Annotated in this window: 14 protein-coding genes; 6 read left to right on the forward strand and 8 right to left on the reverse strand. The window is 55.0% G+C overall.

The window, feature by feature from the left end; translation table 11 throughout:
- Nucleotides 1-2: 2 nt before the first annotated feature.
- The 6 genes from Q399_RS0115295 to Q399_RS0115320 all read right to left on the reverse strand — a co-directional run bounded on the left by Q399_RS0115295 (nucleotide 3) and on the right by Q399_RS0115320 (nucleotide 6,708).
- Entirely contained in the window at nucleotides 3-1,001 is a 999-nt protein-coding gene (locus Q399_RS0115295) for a PfkB family carbohydrate kinase (RefSeq protein ID WP_031569887.1), read from the reverse strand.
- On the reverse strand, nucleotides 1,001-2,539 hold the full coding sequence (locus tag Q399_RS0115300; protein WP_051686055.1) for a sodium:solute symporter family protein: 1,539 nt from the start codon (nucleotides 2,537-2,539) through the stop codon (nucleotides 1,001-1,003). The genes Q399_RS0115295 and Q399_RS0115300 overlap by 1 nt, the downstream gene beginning before the upstream one ends.
- A 102-nt stretch (nucleotides 2,540-2,641) precedes the next feature.
- Entirely contained in the window at nucleotides 2,642-3,025 is a 384-nt protein-coding gene (locus Q399_RS0115305) for a RidA family protein (RefSeq protein ID WP_031569890.1), read from the reverse strand.
- Nucleotides 3,022-4,551 (reverse strand): N-acyl-D-amino-acid deacylase family protein, encoded by a 1,530-nt coding sequence (locus Q399_RS0115310; protein ID WP_051686056.1) that lies wholly within the window; start codon nucleotides 4,549-4,551, stop codon nucleotides 3,022-3,024. Before Q399_RS0115310 ends, Q399_RS0115305 begins: the two co-directional genes overlap by 4 nt.
- Nucleotides 4,551-5,402 carry a MurR/RpiR family transcriptional regulator gene (locus tag Q399_RS0115315; protein WP_031569893.1) on the reverse strand — a complete coding sequence of 284 codons (852 nt, stop codon included), beginning with the start codon at nucleotides 5,400-5,402 and terminating at the stop codon, nucleotides 4,551-4,553. The genes Q399_RS0115310 and Q399_RS0115315 overlap by 1 nt, the downstream gene beginning before the upstream one ends.
- 40 nt (nucleotides 5,403-5,442) lie before the next feature.
- On the reverse strand, nucleotides 5,443-6,708 hold the full coding sequence (locus Q399_RS0115320) for an alanine racemase (protein ID WP_051686057.1): 1,266 nt from the start codon (nucleotides 6,706-6,708) through the stop codon (nucleotides 5,443-5,445).
- A 312-nt stretch (nucleotides 6,709-7,020) separates the two neighbouring features.
- Here Q399_RS0115320 and Q399_RS21710 point away from each other — a divergent pair, with 312 nt between their 5' ends.
- The 3 genes from Q399_RS21710 to Q399_RS0115335 are packed head-to-tail and all read left to right on the forward strand — an operon-like array spanning nucleotide 7,021 to nucleotide 8,145.
- The gene (locus Q399_RS21710; RefSeq protein ID WP_051686058.1) at nucleotides 7,021-7,539 is read left to right on the forward strand and encodes a DUF2569 domain-containing protein; all 519 of its coding nucleotides are present in this window, start codon (nucleotides 7,021-7,023) and stop codon (nucleotides 7,537-7,539) included.
- A gap of 46 nt (nucleotides 7,540-7,585) precedes the next feature.
- Nucleotides 7,586-7,858, forward strand: coding sequence for a hypothetical protein (locus tag Q399_RS0115330; protein WP_031569896.1), 273 nt, complete (start codon nucleotides 7,586-7,588; stop codon nucleotides 7,856-7,858).
- Nucleotides 7,855-8,145 carry a hypothetical protein gene (locus Q399_RS0115335; RefSeq protein WP_031569897.1) on the forward strand — a complete coding sequence of 97 codons (291 nt, stop codon included), beginning with the start codon at nucleotides 7,855-7,857 and terminating at the stop codon, nucleotides 8,143-8,145. The genes Q399_RS0115330 and Q399_RS0115335 overlap by 4 nt, the downstream gene beginning before the upstream one ends.
- 564 nt (nucleotides 8,146-8,709) lie before the next feature.
- On the opposite strand, the gene Q399_RS0115345 is transcribed toward Q399_RS0115335, so the two are convergent.
- Nucleotides 8,710-9,588 (reverse strand): LysR family transcriptional regulator ArgP, encoded by an 879-nt coding sequence (locus Q399_RS0115345; protein WP_031569898.1) that lies wholly within the window; start codon nucleotides 9,586-9,588, stop codon nucleotides 8,710-8,712.
- A gap of 135 nt (nucleotides 9,589-9,723) precedes the next feature.
- Between Q399_RS0115345 and Q399_RS0115350 the strand changes: the two genes are divergently transcribed.
- Nucleotides 9,724-10,329: a LysE/ArgO family amino acid transporter gene (locus tag Q399_RS0115350; protein ID WP_031569899.1), complete on the forward strand. Its 606-nt coding sequence runs from the start codon at nucleotides 9,724-9,726 to the stop codon at nucleotides 10,327-10,329.
- Nucleotides 10,330-10,412: 83 nt separating this feature from the next.
- On the opposite strand, the gene Q399_RS22270 is transcribed toward Q399_RS0115350, so the two are convergent.
- Complete coding sequence (locus tag Q399_RS22270; protein ID WP_031569900.1) at nucleotides 10,413-13,628, reverse strand: PQQ-binding-like beta-propeller repeat protein; 3,216 nt, start codon at nucleotides 13,626-13,628, stop codon at nucleotides 10,413-10,415.
- A gap of 170 nt (nucleotides 13,629-13,798) precedes the next feature.
- Between Q399_RS22270 and Q399_RS0115360 the strand changes: the two genes are divergently transcribed.
- The gene (locus Q399_RS0115360; protein ID WP_084164395.1) at nucleotides 13,799-14,692 is read left to right on the forward strand and encodes a MaoC/PaaZ C-terminal domain-containing protein; all 894 of its coding nucleotides are present in this window, start codon (nucleotides 13,799-13,801) and stop codon (nucleotides 14,690-14,692) included.
- Nucleotides 14,682-16,715 carry an alpha/beta hydrolase family protein gene (locus tag Q399_RS0115365; protein WP_031569902.1) on the forward strand — a complete coding sequence of 678 codons (2,034 nt, stop codon included), beginning with the start codon at nucleotides 14,682-14,684 and terminating at the stop codon, nucleotides 16,713-16,715. The genes Q399_RS0115360 and Q399_RS0115365 overlap by 11 nt, the downstream gene beginning before the upstream one ends.
- Nucleotides 16,716-16,723: the final 8 nt, after the last annotated feature.

The following is a 16,723-nucleotide window of genomic DNA, read 5'->3' on the forward strand; positions in this document are numbered from 1 at the left end:
GCTCAGGCTCCTTGCAAGCTGATTTGCGGCATCAATTCCCGCGGGATAATAGCGCCATGCTGCTGCACCACCGCCGCCGCCAGCTGATGGCCTGCCTGCGCAGCCGCCACCAAATCTGCCGCGACCAAATCCGCTGCGACCAAATCTGCCGCCACTAAAGCATCAGGCGCAGTCAAAAAACGGGCTAGAAATCCGGCAGCAAAGGCATCGCCGGCACCGCTGCTGTCGACCAGCTGACGTACCTGCTGCGCTTCGACTTGTAGCCGCAATGCTGCCGTGCCAACCCAACAAGGCGCTGCACCGCATTTAAGCAGCACGGTGCGGGCGCCGGCGTGCAGCGCTGCGTCGACTAAAGCCGCCGGTGCTGCATCCGGAAGTTGCCAAATCAGCCGCTCGTCGCTGTCGGTCAACAGCGCCAGCTGACAGAGCGGCAACAGCTTTTGCTGCCAGCGCGCGGCAGCTTCGGCTTGCCACAACAAAGGCCGGAAATTATTGTCATAAATCAGCCGACCACCGCGGCCAACAAAATCTGCCGCCGCCTGATACAGCCGCTGCCGGTCTGGCTCGGTCAGGATCGCAAAGCTGATACCGCTCAGATACAAAGCATCCAGGCTGCCGTCAGCCAGCGCCTGCTCCAGCGGCGTCTGCTGCAATGATGTCTGTTCAGGTGAAAAGTACTGCCGCACTGCGCTGTCATCGCGCTGATACCGAAAACTGCGCTCGCCGCTGGCGTCGATATCAATCCAGTATTGGCCAAGCGTTTTCAGCGGATGCCGGGGGGCCCGCAGCACTAGACCCTCTGTGTCCAACGTTGCTGCCAGCTGTTCGCTGGCAACGTCCTGCCCCAGCAACGTGAAATACTGCACTTCGATGTTAAGCCCGTGCTGAGTGCTGAGCCGATGCAGATACAAAGCGGTATTGAGCGTATCGCCGCCAAAACCATAACCCCGGCCATCCGCCCGATGCTCACGCATCACTTCACCAAAAAAACCGATGCGCATCAGCCGGCCTCCGCCTCAGTGGCAGTTGAATAACCGCCGGTTTTCTCTGGGCCAGTCGCGGGCTGATCGGTGACCCGCCCTGCCGCCAGCAGCGCCAGGGCTTCAGCGCGGCTCATCGCCACTGGCGCGCTGAGCAGGCTGCCGATTATCGCCGCAACCAAACTCAACACCGTCGCCGGGATCACCGGATTGCCCCAAAAAGCCAAAGCACCCGGCCACCACAACACCAATAACGACACCAGCGGCGCGGTTAATAATGCCGCCAGCGCGCCGGCTTTATTCAGCCGGGTCCAGCGCAGGCCGAGTAGCGCCACGGCAAACAAACCGGACAACACCATGCCGACCATCGTCGTGATATAGCCGATGATATTGTCAGCCAATAAGGCAAAACCCAGAGCCAGCGCGACCACAGCGACCAACCCGAGCCGCGATAGCAACACTACTTTTTCCGGCGCAGGCAAACGGCCAAACAGCGCTTTGTACAAGTCGCCAACCAACACCGACACACCGGCGATGGCATCGGAACTCGCACTCGACAAGGTCGCAGAAATACCGGCCAGTAGCACTAACACACCCAGCGCCAGCGGCAAGGTATTCAGCGCCAGAAATGGAAAGGCATAAGAGGGGTTTTGCAGCGACGGTGCCAGCTGCAGGGCGGCGAGGCCCAACACGGCCGGGATCATCGAGAAAAACAGATACAACAGGCCAGAGCAGACAAAAGATTTGCGGATAGCACTGACATCTTTGCCGGAATAAATCCGCTGGCGAAAACTCGGCGTCGCCAGCACACCAACCGCCACCGCGACCGCCAGCGACAAACCGGGCAGCCAGGCGGTACCAGCAGTTTGCGCCGCCGCCAACGTATTGGCCTGCGTCTGAATAGCGTCAACACCGCCCACCGCCGCCAGCGCAAAACCCGCCATCAGAATAAAACCGACAAATAAAATGATCGCCTGCACCGCGTCCGTCCAGACCACTGCGGTGTAACCGCCAATCACCACATAAATGGCAAAACCAGCGGCTATCAATAACTTACTCTCAGTTAAACTCAGGCCAGTGAGCCAGGCCAGATACATACTGCCGCCAAGCATATGTGCGCCAAGCCAGCCGATACAGGCGATAAAAATCAACACACCGACCACATGGCGCACCTGCTTGTCGGCACCGGTGTAATAACTCAGCTCCTCCGCCATGGTGAGGAAATTGAGCTTGCGCAGCGGCGCAAACCACCAGGCCAGCAGCAAAATACCAATGCCACCGCCAAGGCCATACAACACACCGCCCCAGCCATGTTGATAGGCATAACCGACTGCGCCCATCGACGAACCGGTGCCAACCATAGTCGCGACTGTAGTGCCCAGCATCAGCCAGAATGGCAAAGCGCGGCCACCGAGTAAAAAGTCTTCGCCGCTTTGCTCGCCAGCGCCTTTAGCCCGGTGCGACACCCACCAGCCCAGCATTACCATCGCCAGTAAATACAGCGCAAAACCGGTCAGAAACAGCCATTGCTGCTCTGTTTGTTGTATGGATTGTTGCATGAAATGTTTATTCCCCGTTGCGCTGTCGCGCCGATGTTCCGCTACGCAGACTGGCAGCTCTGTGGCCGCCTTGCTCTGTCGCAGCGTTGTTTTGTCGCGCGCTTAGCTGCCTTTGTAGCAGGTGACGTCGACTTCCACTTTGCAGTCCACCACCAAATCAGCGACAGCACAGATCCGCGCCGGCGGATGGGTACCAAAGACTTCGCGGAACACTTTATTAAACGAGCCAAAATAACGCGGGTCAGTCAGTACCACAGTGACGTGCACCACATGCTCAAGGCCATAACCGGCTTCCTGCATGATGTCGAGGCAGTTCTGAATGGCGAGGCGCGACTGCTCAACAATGCCGCCTTCGACCACTTCGCCATCTTTCATCGGCGTCTGGCCGGATACATACAACCAGCCACCGGCTTCCACCGCGCGGGAAAAAGGTAAAAACTGGCCACCGGTGCCGGTGCCGCCTTCGGCGCCAAATCTGCGGATCATGCTTGTGCTTCCTTATCTGGATTGGAGTTGGGATGTTTAATAACGGAATTTCGCGCCGGTTGGCGGGCTAAAAAACGACCGGCGCGCTGACCTGTCGCCGCGCCCTGCTGATAACTGAGCACACCATTGACCCAGACCGCAGAAATGCCGGCCGCAGCAGCAACAGGGTGAGTGAAAGTCGCGTTATCGCGGATTGTCGAAGGGTCAAATAACACCAGATCGGCCTGATAACCTTCGCGCAGCAGCCCGCGCCCGGTCAGATTAAAATTCTCCGCCGACAACCCGGTCATTTTGTGAATGGCTTCGGCCAGTTCAAACAGCTTTAAGTCACGGCAATAATGACCAAGCACCCGTGGAAAGGCGCCCCACAAACGTGGATGCGGCAGCGGGTCACAAGGCAGGCCGTCGGAACCAATCATGCTGTACGGCGCCTGTAGAAACTGCTGCACGTCAGCTTCATGCATGCCGTGATACACAGCACCTGCCGGCATCAGTCGTGTGGCGGCCTCCAGCAAACTGCATTGCCAGTCGGCGGCGATGTCCGCCAGCAAACGTCCAGCACTGGCCGGCTCCGGTTCTGACCAGGTGATCATAATGGCAAAGTCGGCGGTGACCTGCGCCAAATCCAGCGTGCTGGAACTGGCCGAATAGGGATAACAGTCACAGCTGAATTGCTGCTGTTTGCGCCTGGCGGCAAAAAAATCGAGGATCTCCGCCGAGCGGCCCCAGTTCAGCACGCCGGCACATTTTAAATGCGACACAACCACCGGCACATTGAGCTTCAGACCCAAATCCGCCGCTTCGGTCAGGGCATCAAGAATGCCATCGAATTCAGTGCGTAAATGCGTGGTGTAAATAGCGCCGGCGGCACAAAGCGGCGCGGCCAGCGCCAATAATTCTTCGACCGGTGCGGCAGCGGCATTGTGATAAGCCAGGCCCGAACTTAAGCCCAAAGCGCCTTGCAAGAGAGCCTGTTCCAGCGTCTGGCGCATCTGGTCGATTTCGCCGGGCGTCGCGGCACGATCAAGCCGGTCCAAAATGCTGGCTCTGAGCGCCGTGTGCCCCACCAGTGCCGCCACATTGACTGCGGGCTGTATTGCATCCACCGCAGCAGCATAATCGGCAAAGTGCGGATAACAAAAATCCGTGCTTTGCCCCAGCAGATTCATCGGGTCCGGCACTTCAGCGCGCAGCGAAACCGGCGCAGCACTGATGCCACAGTTGCCGGTAATGACCGTCGTCACGCCCTGGCTGAGCTTCGCCAGCATCTGCGGGTTACGCAGTACTTCCAAATCGTCGTGGGTATGTACATCAATAAAACCCGGCGCCAGTACCAGCCCTGTGGCATCCACGACAGTCGCTGACTGGAGATCTACCCCGGCCAAATCGCCAATGGCGACAATGGTGCCAGCCTGCGCAGCCAAATCGGCGTACCAGCCGGGGCGGCCACTGCCATCCAATAACAACGCATTGCGGATCAGCAGGTCACACTGCAAAGCAGCGGCGGAACTCGGGTTTCCCAACATTAATCTCCCAGCGGCAGGCGCTCCGGCCCTTTGCGGTGTTCATCCAGTTCGTGTTTAATCCGCCGCAGTTTCTCGCGGGATTTGCGCTGATTCAGCACTGCAATCTGGCTGACCAGAATGTCGATGGCCGCCAGCATCACGTAACGCGACGCGCTGGGTTTATAAATAAAATCAGACTCTTGCGTCAGGATCGGCAGATGCACATCGGCCAGCGCTGACAAGCGGCTGTCCGGACAAATCGCCACGACCTGGCTGCCATAATCTTTGGCAATCTGCACCGCCGCTTCGACATCCGGGCTATAACCACTGAGCGACAGACAGAGCACCACGTCGCCTTTGTCGACGCTGGCCGCGGTCATCCGCATCAACAATGGGTCGGAATAGGCGTTGCTTTGCACACACAGCCGGAACAAGCGGTTATGCGCTTCCTGCGCCAGCACGGAGCTGCCACCACCGACGCCAAAAATCAGCACCTTAGGTGCATTGATCATCAGCTGCGATGCCGCTTCGATGGCTTCCTGGCGAATCAGGCCGGTGTTGAGCTGCAAAATTTCAACAATGGCGCTGTAAATGGCCGGAATGTCTTTTTGCTCGACTTGCTGTTCACTGTTAAAGCGCTCACCGACGGCGGCTGACTGCGCCAACCGCAGTTTCAGTTCACGCACGTTGGTGCATTGCAGCGCCCGCGCCAGCCGCGTAATGCTGGCATGGCTGACGCCGGCCTGATCGGCCAGTTCATTGATAGGCGCATTGGCGGCGTAGTTCAGGTCATTGAGGATAAACCGCGCCACTTTTTGCTCAGACGGGCGCAGATGCGCCAGACATTCATGAATTCTTGTCACTATATCCACAGCTGGATGTCCTTAAGGCCCAAGGCCAGGCTGATTTTGTTCAGAATTGGGTCGCCAGTACCCGGCGCACCATAAAATCGTCGTCCAGCACCGCCAGCTGCCGCCATTTATCCAGCGTCAGACAAGGGTGGGACGTGCGAAAAGCCAGCATATCACCAACAGCTAAAGTTGTTGTGGCCGCCACCCGCAGTAATAAATGTTGGTCCATGATTTTTAGGGCTTCGGCGGTAAATGGCGCAGGCTTTGCCATGCCAGTTTGAAACCACAGCGCCGGCTGCGGCAGCCCGGCATCAAAAGCCGCATCACGTTTGCCAAGCCCGACCACCACCAGGTCCGCCTCAGGGCGCGACAGCACATAAGCCCACACTAATAAGGCATCTTCCAGCGCACCGGGGATCAAACAAGCCTGCGGACTTCGCGCCAGCACTTGCTGCTGTGCCTGCTGATAAATGCCGCTGTCATGCAGCGCATAACAGCCGGGCCGCAGCACCAGCGCAAAGCCTTGCTGGCTTATGTTGCTCTTTTGAAATTCGTCCGCCACTAAATCGTAATAAGCAGAACCGGCGCCGCTGACTAAATAAAGACCCGCTGCATTGGTTTGCAGCAAACCGGCCTGATGAAGCTGCGCCGCAGTGGCATAACCATCGCGGATAAATTGTTTGAGCGCAGCCTCACCGCCTTTAACCACGCCTTCATAAAACTCGACACCACAGAGTTTTAACGCCGGGTACGCTGTGATGCGCTTTGCTAAATCAAGCGCTGCCTCCGCGCCACGTACCCCGCAGCGCCCGCCCGGCACCCCGAGTTCCAGCAACAACTGCAAAGTGACGCCGGCCTCAGCCATCACCTGTTGCAGGCCGGGCAGCTGCGTCGCGTCATCAATCAGGCAATAAAACTCCAGCCCTTGCTGCAGTAGCTTCGCGACCTGACGCTGTTCGGCGCGGCCGACTAATGGATTGGCTAACACCACCCGGCCCATGCTGGCGGCAACAGCCACCTGCAGCTGCGGCACAGTCGCCACAGTGCAACCCCAGGCTCCGGCGGCCTGCTGCGCCTGAAATAACGCCGGTGTCATCGCGGTTTTGCCATGCGGCGCGAGTAGCGCCTGTTGCTGGCTAGCAAAAGTCGCCATCCAGGCCAGGTTCCGCTCTACCACCTGCCAGTTCAGCGTCGCGACCGGTAAACAAATATCGCCATCGAATAAAGACCAGCCTGATGTCGACAATTGCTGCCAGTCGCCCAGGCCTTTTCCGGTTAAAGGCAATTCCTGTCCTTGCTCATCTGCGGCAAGCCTTCTGTTGGTCAAGGTTGTGTTCCTTTTTCCCTGCAGCAAAGCCGGTTCAGCCTGCTGCAAAAATAATCGTTGTGTTGGCTTAAAATATCGTGTTAAAACATAACAATCAATATCAATTTTAACTGTTATTAAATAACATATGTATCGCGAGAACAATTCAGACAAGAACAAAGAAGTGCGATGTTTGGGGGCCTGCGGGCCCCGTTTTTTTCAGGTCTGCCGGCAAAAACATTTTTAGGTACATATGTAGATATCTTGTTGTAATAAAAAAGAAAAACCGATAGCTTGAACACAACGATTTCCGCAAACAGACCAGGACGACTGATGAACAACACAGGGACTACGGCGCAGCCGGAAACAACGGCAGAAAACACGGTACAAGCCCCGGTACCTCAGCCCTGGGCCTTTGGCGGCTGGTTGTGGTTACTCGGTTTTGGCATCTGGCTCGGGCCTTTCCGCTTATTGGTGAACCTTTGGGGTCTGTACCAACCGCTGTTTAGCGACGGCGATTTCAGCGATATCCTGCACGCCGCCTCCGCTGGTTTTATTCTGCTGATTTTCTCTGAAATGCTGATCAACCTGCTAATGCTGGCGCTGTCGGTCTATCTGATTTATCTGTTTATGCGCAAAAGCAGCTTACTGCCGAAGTACTTTTTTATACTGGCCGCCATGGCCGCCACCTTCCTGCTCGGCGACACCCTGATCACCAGCCTGATGTTTCCACAGCTGGAAGTCTGGACCGACGACATCATCAAATCCCTCTTCAGCAGCGCCATAGCTCTCGGCATCTGGGTGCCTTATTTGTATATCTCAGAGCGGGCGAAAAATACTTTTGTTTGTTAGGTGGGTTGCGGAAGCAAGTGCTGTTGGTAAAGCTGCAGGAACTTCTATGGGTGCTACTGCACGAGCAATCATTGGAAGCAGTGCGAATATGACAGGCGAGATGACCGTCAATACAGCACGAGGAGAAGGATTCAAAGTTTCTAATCTCGCCGCATCGAATGCAGAATTAGCTGGAAATGCTCTTGGTGCTGGTCTTGGTCAAATAGCTGGCGCAGTTGGCAATCACTGGCTCAAGTGCTATTTCTGCCGTGACTCGGAAGAGCGTATCAACTGGTACTACCGAAATGGTAAAACAAGAGATAAAAGAGAAATAGAATGACTGATAATGACACAGACAAAAAGCTGATGATCATTGTTTTATCGTTTATCAATGGAAGTGTTGCAATGGCAATTGCGTCGGCAGTTGTTTTTCCGATTATATTTGTCGGGCTGTCCATTACAAGCGGCTCATTTAGTTCTGCGATGAATAATATGATATCCAACTGGGATGTATATGGATTCATATGTTTCATTGGGCTTATGCTGGAAATATCAGATCGGATATATATAGGTGTGAAGAAAAATAAAGTTATAAAAATAATTAGAGATAAAGAAGATAGATGGTAACAATTGAACCTTCGAGATACTACATTAATCATTAATTGAGAATGTTAAAATATTAATTAATTTCAGAAAAGGACGCCCATGCCGGTGTCCTTTTCTTCATGTCCATATTGCGCAAAACCACCAGCAGCCCGATCAGTCATTTCCAGTAGAAGTGATCAGTGCTCACCAGCAGGGCTGGCAATGTGGTGCAGCGCCTACATAGCCCACAAAGTCCAAATGTCTGCGTTTGAAGTAACGCAGACATTTAATAATGCCCAAAAATTAGTTATTTCTAGATCTGCTTTTCGCTCAAAGCAGCTGTCGCCAAACCCCAGCAAAACCAACATCGGCAGCCGCGGAGTGAGCGATCAAGAGTGAGCGCGGGAGGCGCGAACGGGCGAACGCAGTGGTGGCGGTGTTGGCTTTGCCGCGATAAGTAGGCGGTGCTGTGCATCAAGTTCCAGCCACACATCTGTTGCCATCATCAACTAAAGCCAAATCGGCAATTGCGCAATCGTTGATTAGCAGCTTAAACAAAACTGACTAAACCACAGTTCAAAAAACCGGCGACTACCCGCTCAGCATCTAAATCCCGACCAAACATTCCTTTGCACAAGCCAACACCTGTAGCCGCAGTTGCTTCAGCTGCGGGCTTTCGGTTTGCCAGTGATGCCAGTACAGCGGCGTGTCGAGAAAATATCCCGGCGCGAGATCAATCAGCTCGCCATTAGCAAATTGCGTTTGCATTTGCATTTGCAGCTCTGGCAACAAGCCAAAGCCTAGACCGGCCAGCACTGCTTTTAAAAAACCTTCGGACGATGGGCACTGATGCACCAGTGTTGGGCTGATGCCGGCGATGTCGTGCAAAAACCGGTGTTGCAGCGCATCATCGTTGCTAAACACCAGACAAGGCGCCTGCGCCAATGCTTCGGCAGTCAAAGGTTGCAGGCCATAACGGCGGATAAAAGCCGGGCTCGCCACAGCGCGATAACGCAGTGCGCCGAGCGGCATCACAGCGCCGCCATTAACCGGCTGCGGGCTGTCACAGATACACGCCATCACGTCGCCTTGTTTCATCCGTTTCAGGCTGACGGATTGATCCTCCACCACCAAATCAAATTGTAACTGCGACGGTGCCGGTAACACCAAAGCCTGCGGCAACCAGGTGGCGAGCGAGTCGGCGTTGGTGGCAAGCCGCACCTGCAGCGGACTGTCGGGTTCGGTGAGGCCGAGTGCACTTTCCATTTGCCGCACTTGCTGCAAGTGATTGAGCAAACGCTGGCCGGCGGCCGTGGGTTTGGGCGGTGTGCTGCGCTGCAGCACCGGCTGACCCAAAATGGCTTCAAGCTGTTTGATGCGCCGGCTAACTGCCGACTGCGTCAGATGCAGCGCAGTGGCGGCTTTGTCAAAACCGCCTTGTGCTGTGACAGCCGCCAGCGCCTGTAATAAACGGTAATCCAGCATGTGGGTGCTCCCGGTTCTTCGCCAGTTTCAGCGCATTATGATTTTCAATCATGTATCACAATTATTATTCGTTAGATTCATTTTAAGCCAGCACTTAAGCTTGGGTTGTGATCTTCCAGAGCGCGGAGCTTGGTGATGTTGTCGTTTTTGACTGGATTTAGTATTGGCTTAAGCCTGATTGTCGCCATCGGCGCGCAGAATATCTGGGTGCTGAGCCAAAGCATGGCCGGAGCCAACCGGCTGGTGATTGCGGCGGTCTGTATCGGCTGCGACGCGCTGCTCATCGTCGCCGGCGTCAGCAGCATCGCGACTTTGCAGCAGTGGATCCCACCGCTGGTGCCGTTGCTCACTGTAGCCGGTGTGCTGATGCTGTTGTATCTGGCTTATGGTGCCGCGCAGCGGGCCTGGCAAGGCAGTTCTGGCCTGCTGACCAGTAGTGAAGTGCAACTGCAATCAACCGGCAAAACCGCGCTGACGGCTTTTGCTATCACCTTATTAAACCCACATGTGTATCTGGATACTGTGGTGCTGTTAGGCAGCATCGGCAACGCCCAGCCGTCGCCGCTGTGGTTTACGGTCGGCGCTTGTCTGGCGTCTTTTTGCTGGTTTGGGGCCCTGACAGGCCTGGCGCCTAAGCTGAAAATACTGCTGAGCTCACCGCAGCGCTGGCGGCTGTTTGACAGCACTGTAGCGCTGTTATTAACGCTTATTGCCGGCAAGCTGGCGCTGTCACAACTGTAACAGCCGGCCTATTCTATGAAGCTATAGCGCTGGTCACTGGCGTCAACACAATTCACCGGCATCCCTGCCGATAAACACAGTCTTTAGCGGCGCTGTGTTGGTACTATCAGACGCCGCCAGCCCGCCAGTAACCATAACAGCGCGAATGCCGCGCTCAGGCTACCGCCTCCGGCGCTGTCTGCGCTGTTGCTTCCTGGTTTGGCAGTCTCCGGAGCGCCAATCTGATAACTTTGTAACTCGGTCGACTTGCTCCATTCCTGTACTTTCACCAAGCCAACGCCTTCTACGAACCAAAAAGTTGCGTCATAGGTGATAAAGACATTGTTAGTGGCGGATTCGACGGCTGCTCCGGCATTGAGCTGCAGTTTCACCATCACTGCATCGAATTCGCCGGCTCCAACTTTCACTTTCTGCCAGCCAGCGGCTTCGACTTTGGCCGTGTAGTCCATCGATTTTTTACCGTAGGTCGGGCTGATGTTGACCTGACCTTTCTCGATTTGCATGCCTGAATACGCCAGATTCACCGCGCGATCAAAGCGTAAATCCACCGAAAAATTAGCACCACCGACTGATATGGCCGGGAGATACAGACCATGCAGTTGCAGCTCGCCATTAAAACCCAGCAAATACAGTCTGTTGCCATTGGAAAACTGCAGCGGCAACAGCGACTGACTGCCGAACATCTGGGACTGCCCCAATGACGCTGTCACCGTGTTATAGGTCCAGGTACTGCCAGTCAGCTGCGGGATAAACTTGCGCGCATCCAAATCCCAGCGGCTGGCATCCCGTGGATAGTAGTCGGCGTTGTCCAGCCGGTTATCGTTGTCATCGTCGGAGTCTTTGTTGTCGCCGATGCCGTCCTTGTCGTGGTCGGATTTTTCGCTGGCATCTAATGGAAATGCATCTTCCGTGTCCGCAGCGCCGTCATTGTCATCGTCGCTGTCTTTGTTGTTTCCGACACCATCTTTATCAGTATCAAGGCTCTCTGTCGGGTCGAGCGGAAACGCATCACTGCTGTCCGGTACTTTGTCATTGTCATCGTCTGTATCGGCGTTGTTGCCAGTCCCGTCTTTGTCCGTATCCAGCCATTCGGTTTTATCCAGCGGGAAGGCATCATTGTTGTCCGGGTAACTGTCGTTGTCGTCATCGGTATCTTTGTTGTTGCCGATACCATCCTTGTCCGTATCAACCGACTCTGTAGGGTCTAGCGGCAAATCGTCCCGATCATCCGGTACATTGTCATTGTCATCATCGGTATCTGCATTATTGCCAGTACCATCCCGGTCGGTGTCTGCCCACTCTTTTTTATCTCGCGGGAAGGCATCCTGGTCGTCATTGACGTTGTCACCGTCGTCATCGGCGTCGGCATTATCACCGATGTCATCAAAGTCCAGATCCAGCCATTCTTTGTTATCAGCCGGAAATAAATCGGTATCGTCTTTGACGCCATCGTTGTCCAGATCGGTCAACGTCAGGGGGATTGTTTGCAATTGCGGGAACCCCAGATGCAGAGTCACCGCCAACACTTTGTTGCGCAGCGGCAAGCCCAGCAGCGCCACGGGTCTGCCGGGCAGAATTTGCGCATTGGCCACAGCCAAATCGGCGCGCCAATGGCTCAGATACGTTTCCTCATACCGACTATCCGGGCTCAGCGTAAACAGTTGGCCATGTACCCAGCGATGCAGCGTTGTGTAAATGAAGCTGGTTGGCGCTTCGGGGCGCAAATCTTTTTGCAGTTTCAGACTGGCGGCACTGAGGACATGGCCATATTGTACCGACATGGCCGCACCATTTTGTGAGAATTCAGGCTGGCCATAGATATGGTTCCGGTTCTGCTTATTTTGCGTTTTTTTATCGCCGAATATCAGCTGTTTGCTATCAAATTCCATCCAGTGCAGTGCTTCGCCCTGATAGTCCTCGATATGGTAAAAGCGCTGACGAATCGGCTCGTAGACGCTGCCCGCCGGCACTGGCCAATTCTGGATGATTTCGACTGTTTTACCATCTGAGTTGAAAAAGCGCGCAAGTGCGGTGCCGGACTGCACGCCAAGATCACGCACCATCAAATGCTCACCAACCAGGCCCATTCCAACCGGGATCTCAGGTTCTTTGCTGAAGGCGCTGACCACCCCGGTCGCCAAAGCAAGCTGATAAATAACCGGGTCACCCACATAACGGAAATACAGCCGGTTTTGTGCCGGTGCCGGCACCCACTCTGCGACTTCCCGCTGCAGCGCCACTGAGGTCAGATATTTTTCGCTGGCCACATCCCAGCGATAGAGCTGAAAGCGGCTGTTATCCAGCAAATAGACCTGATCCTGACTTTGGTTGGCAAACACTGCTGCGGGCTCAAAAGCCAAATTCGTCGGGTCTTTTGGCTCGTTCGGCAAAATTGGTTCAAATTGGCTGAAGCTCACAGCCGTTAAGGTCAGGCCGTCCCGCTCCAACAGGTAGAGTTGGTTTTGCCAGATAAAAATTCGTGCGATACGGTTTTCTGTGGAAAATTCATCGTGTGGGATCCGATAACGTTCCAGTAAAGTCGAATCCGTACCAATCCGATAGACACTGCGCTCAGATAAAGCGATTGCTTCGCTGTCATGCCAGGCTAAATCATTGATGTATAACCCGGCGCGGGCAAAAGCCTCCAGGCTGGTAAAGTCGCGTAACCGGCCGTCACTGCCATAGAATGCCGTGCGATCCGGCGCGAAAAACAAGGCATAATCCGGTGAATTTAACGCCATCTTGCTACTTTGTGTGCGCATAAAGCGGCGCTGCTCATCAAGCGCCAGCCGATGCAGCGTATATCCTTGTGCCGGGCCGTCATCCGTGATGACAAACGCATCGGGGTTGTTGCCATCTACCACTAACCGCTCTGTCAGATTCGAGAAGCTCTGCCGATCATATTCAACCCCAGTATTGAGATTTGACACCCATAAATCGGTCTGACTGGTCAGGTACAGCAGATGGCCAACAATTGCCACCGCTTTGAGTGCACTCGGATAGCTGCGAAATAGCCTGGACGTGCCGTTATTGATATCAAACAGATACAAACTGCTATCGCGGATGAGGTAGATGTTACCGTCACTGACAGCTATGGGGCCGGCGTCAGCAGGCAATTCCGCATTTTTGCTGAAAGAACCATCTGTTAATGAATAGATCAGCAGCTGGGTGTCAGTCCTGATATAAGCTTTGTCTTCGACCTGAATACTCTGTAGTACTTGATCTGCATTGATTTTGAATGAGAAAACTGCAAAGCATGCAATCCAGATCCAAAACAGCCGGCGTATATTCGGCAACATAACAGCAACTCCCTCGTGCAGTATCCATTCAACAAAAGTGCAGGACGCTAGCAAATATTAAACTTTTAAGCAAAAATTTGTCACACAGCAGCCTTCAGGCAATGCTGGGTTCAGCCACCGGGGTCTGATAAGCTCCTGTTTATCTCGTTTTCACAGACATGTAGTGGCCGATGACGCATACTGACCCAGCCCCCTCTGCAGATATAGCTGCGGTGCCCCTACCGGCAGCGCTCTGGCCGCTGTTGCTCAAAGCGGGCCTGACATTGCTGCAGCCAAAGCAACCTTTTGGCCCTGTGCCGCGTCAGTTTTGTCATCAGACGTCCGCGCCATCATCTGCTCAGCTGTCCGCCTATCAGCAGTTTTTTGGTATTCCAGCTGGCCCTGTGCCTTTGTGTTTTTATTACCCGCTGCTACAAAAAGCTCAACTAGCCAGCATGCTGCAATGCCCTGGATTAAAAGTGGCGGGCTTGATCCATCTGCACAATGAACTACAGGCGCGAAAACACCAGTCTGAAACCCAACTTTGCGGTGACGGCCCGCTGCTAATTTGCACCGTACTATCGACAGTGCCTCATGAAAAAGGTCTGCTACTGCGGGCTGAGCAGCAGTTATGGCAACAGCAGCGGTTAGTCCTGACCGGCAGCAGCGAGTACCTGCTGCAAAAAGGAGTACGAAGTGGCCACAGTCACAAAACAACTCAAGCCCCAATCCGACCGGAACAGCGCATCGCGGAGATTGAGACAGCTCCAGAGGCTCCCCGCGCTTACGCCCGTTTATCCGGTGATTACAATCCTATTCATTTGTGGCGCTGGTCGGCCCGATTATTTGGCCAGCCGCAACCGATTTTGCATGGCATGGCCAGTGCTGCATTGCTATGTCAGGCTTTACCTGTTCCGGTACAGCAGCTCTATCTGCAGTTTAAAACACCGGTATTACCCGGCATCCCGCTACAGCTGACACAGCAAAACAGCGGTGAATATGCCTTATGGCAACAAGGGCGTTTGTGCTTATTGGCAAATCTGCAACTCTGGCCCAAAGAGGCTGATGTACCGGATGCGGGCTAATGCGATTCGCCATTACCGCCAGTTGAGACTGACCGTCTGCTGGCTTTGTATAGCGTTGAGCCCAGTGCCTTCGATTGCGGCGCCGCTGCCCGCAGACCCAGTGATCACGGCATTCAGCGCCGCAGATTGGCAGCAGTTGAAACTGCAGAGTGAACAATCTCCGCCGCTACCCGGTCTCCCTTTAGCCAGTTATTTCAGCGCCGGTCATTTTTTTCCGGAGTTACCGCTACAGCCGTTGCTAAGCCCAGACGGGCGTTGGGTTTATTATTGGCGCCGGCAAGGCCAGCAATACTGGCTAAGCCGCAGTCAGGGTGATGGCGAAGAGCAGGTGCTGCATAAACAACGCGAAGTGCCGCCAACTCAACTAATGCTAAGCGAAGATCAACAACAGCTCTGGCTGGCATCGTCCGACCTGCTGCAGCTGCTCGACATCCGGCGCAAAACGCTGCGCACGCTGTGGCAACCCGGCTTTGCCTTACCGGGCCAGAAACAAATCCCACCACGCCAGCAAATGCAGGTGATTGAACTCAATGCCGCCGGTGCTGTGTTGCAGTGGCAGCAAACCAGTCTCAGCTATTGGTGGCTCAAACCCAATCACGCGGCACAGCAAATCTGGCCGGCCACAGAAGGCAGCCAGTCGTACGCGAAGCCGCGTCCGGTTTGGCAAGACGCCGCCGGCAGAACGCTATTACTTCAGCAATTTTCACCGCAAAGCTCCCGACAAATCCCAAAGCAACTGCCTGACGATATTGCAAAGACACCGGCAGCCGGCCTGCAACCCGACATCAGCCAGACCTTACATAGTAGCGATGGCAAACTGCTGGCATATGCACGTTTGTATCAGCGGCTGTATTGGCAAAGTACAGACCCGGCCTGGCAGTCACTGCTGGACCAGCTGCAGGCACTACAACCACAGTGTTCGATGCAGCTGCAACTCGCCACTCAAACTGCAGCAGATAAAAACAGACTGCTGGCCAGTTTCAGCTGCAGCGATCAAATCAACGCGCAGCATCTGCTGCTGACGCTGAATAAAGACCTGCAGATCCAGCAACGCCAGCCATTGCGGCTCAGTGCCGCAGCGCCGCTGCCGGCCGGAGTGTCGCCACAGCAAGTCGCCTGGCAGACGCCGGACGGCCAAACTATCCCAGGATATCTTTATCTGCCGCCGGGCCGGGAGTTGGCCAAAAGCCCGCTGGTGACGCTAATCCACGGCGGGCCTTTTAGCAGAACCGACCCGTCGTACGATGTGTGGGTGCAATGGCTGGTCAATCACGGCGTTATTGTGCTGCAACCCGAGTACCGCAGTTCGGCCGGTTACGGTCAGGCTTTTTTGCAGGCGGCGCAGGGAGATTTTGGCCCGCAAAGCCCGCTGCTCAGCGATATCTTTAGCGGGCTCGACCTTTTATTGGCAACCGGCATTGGCGACCCGACGAAGCAGCTGGTGATTGGCCACTCCTTTGGTGGTTATCTCGCGGTCCAGGCGCTGCAGGCGCAGCCACAGCGCTTTCGGTTTGGGTTGGCGCTGGCTGCGCCGGTGGATTTGGCAGCCACCTTACAGGCTTATCTGCCGGTAGCCGCCACGCCTTATGGTCAACCAAGCCTCAGTACATTGTTTCAGGCGGCCGGCGTGCCCTGGCAAGACCGGCGCTGGCAACAACAGCTAAGTAGAGAATCGCCGCTAATGCGCATTAAATTTCTGCAACGCCCGCTGTTTCTGTGGGCTGCAGGCCGCGACGACCGCATTTCAGCAGCGACGTTACAGCAATTTCAGCAACAGGCTTTAGCACAGGGCAAATCCGTCCGGCTGTGGCTGGACCCGGACAGCAGCCATCAGGCCGGCACGCTACAAAGCCGCCGCCTGCAGTTTTATCTGCTGGCCAGCCTGGTAGTCAGTCATTTACCCCCCGCCCCCCTTAACAGCACTGCAACAGCGCCGGCTGACGACAATCAGAACCCAGATCTGGATAACCTCGACAACGCGCTACAGGGACTGGAAGTCCGGCCAGCAGCGGCTGGAAATTAACTTTTATT

The sequence above is a fragment of the Rheinheimera texasensis DSM 17496 genome, assembly GCF_000711985.1.
Classification (GTDB): Bacteria; Pseudomonadota; Gammaproteobacteria; order Enterobacterales; family Alteromonadaceae; genus Pararheinheimera; species Pararheinheimera texasensis.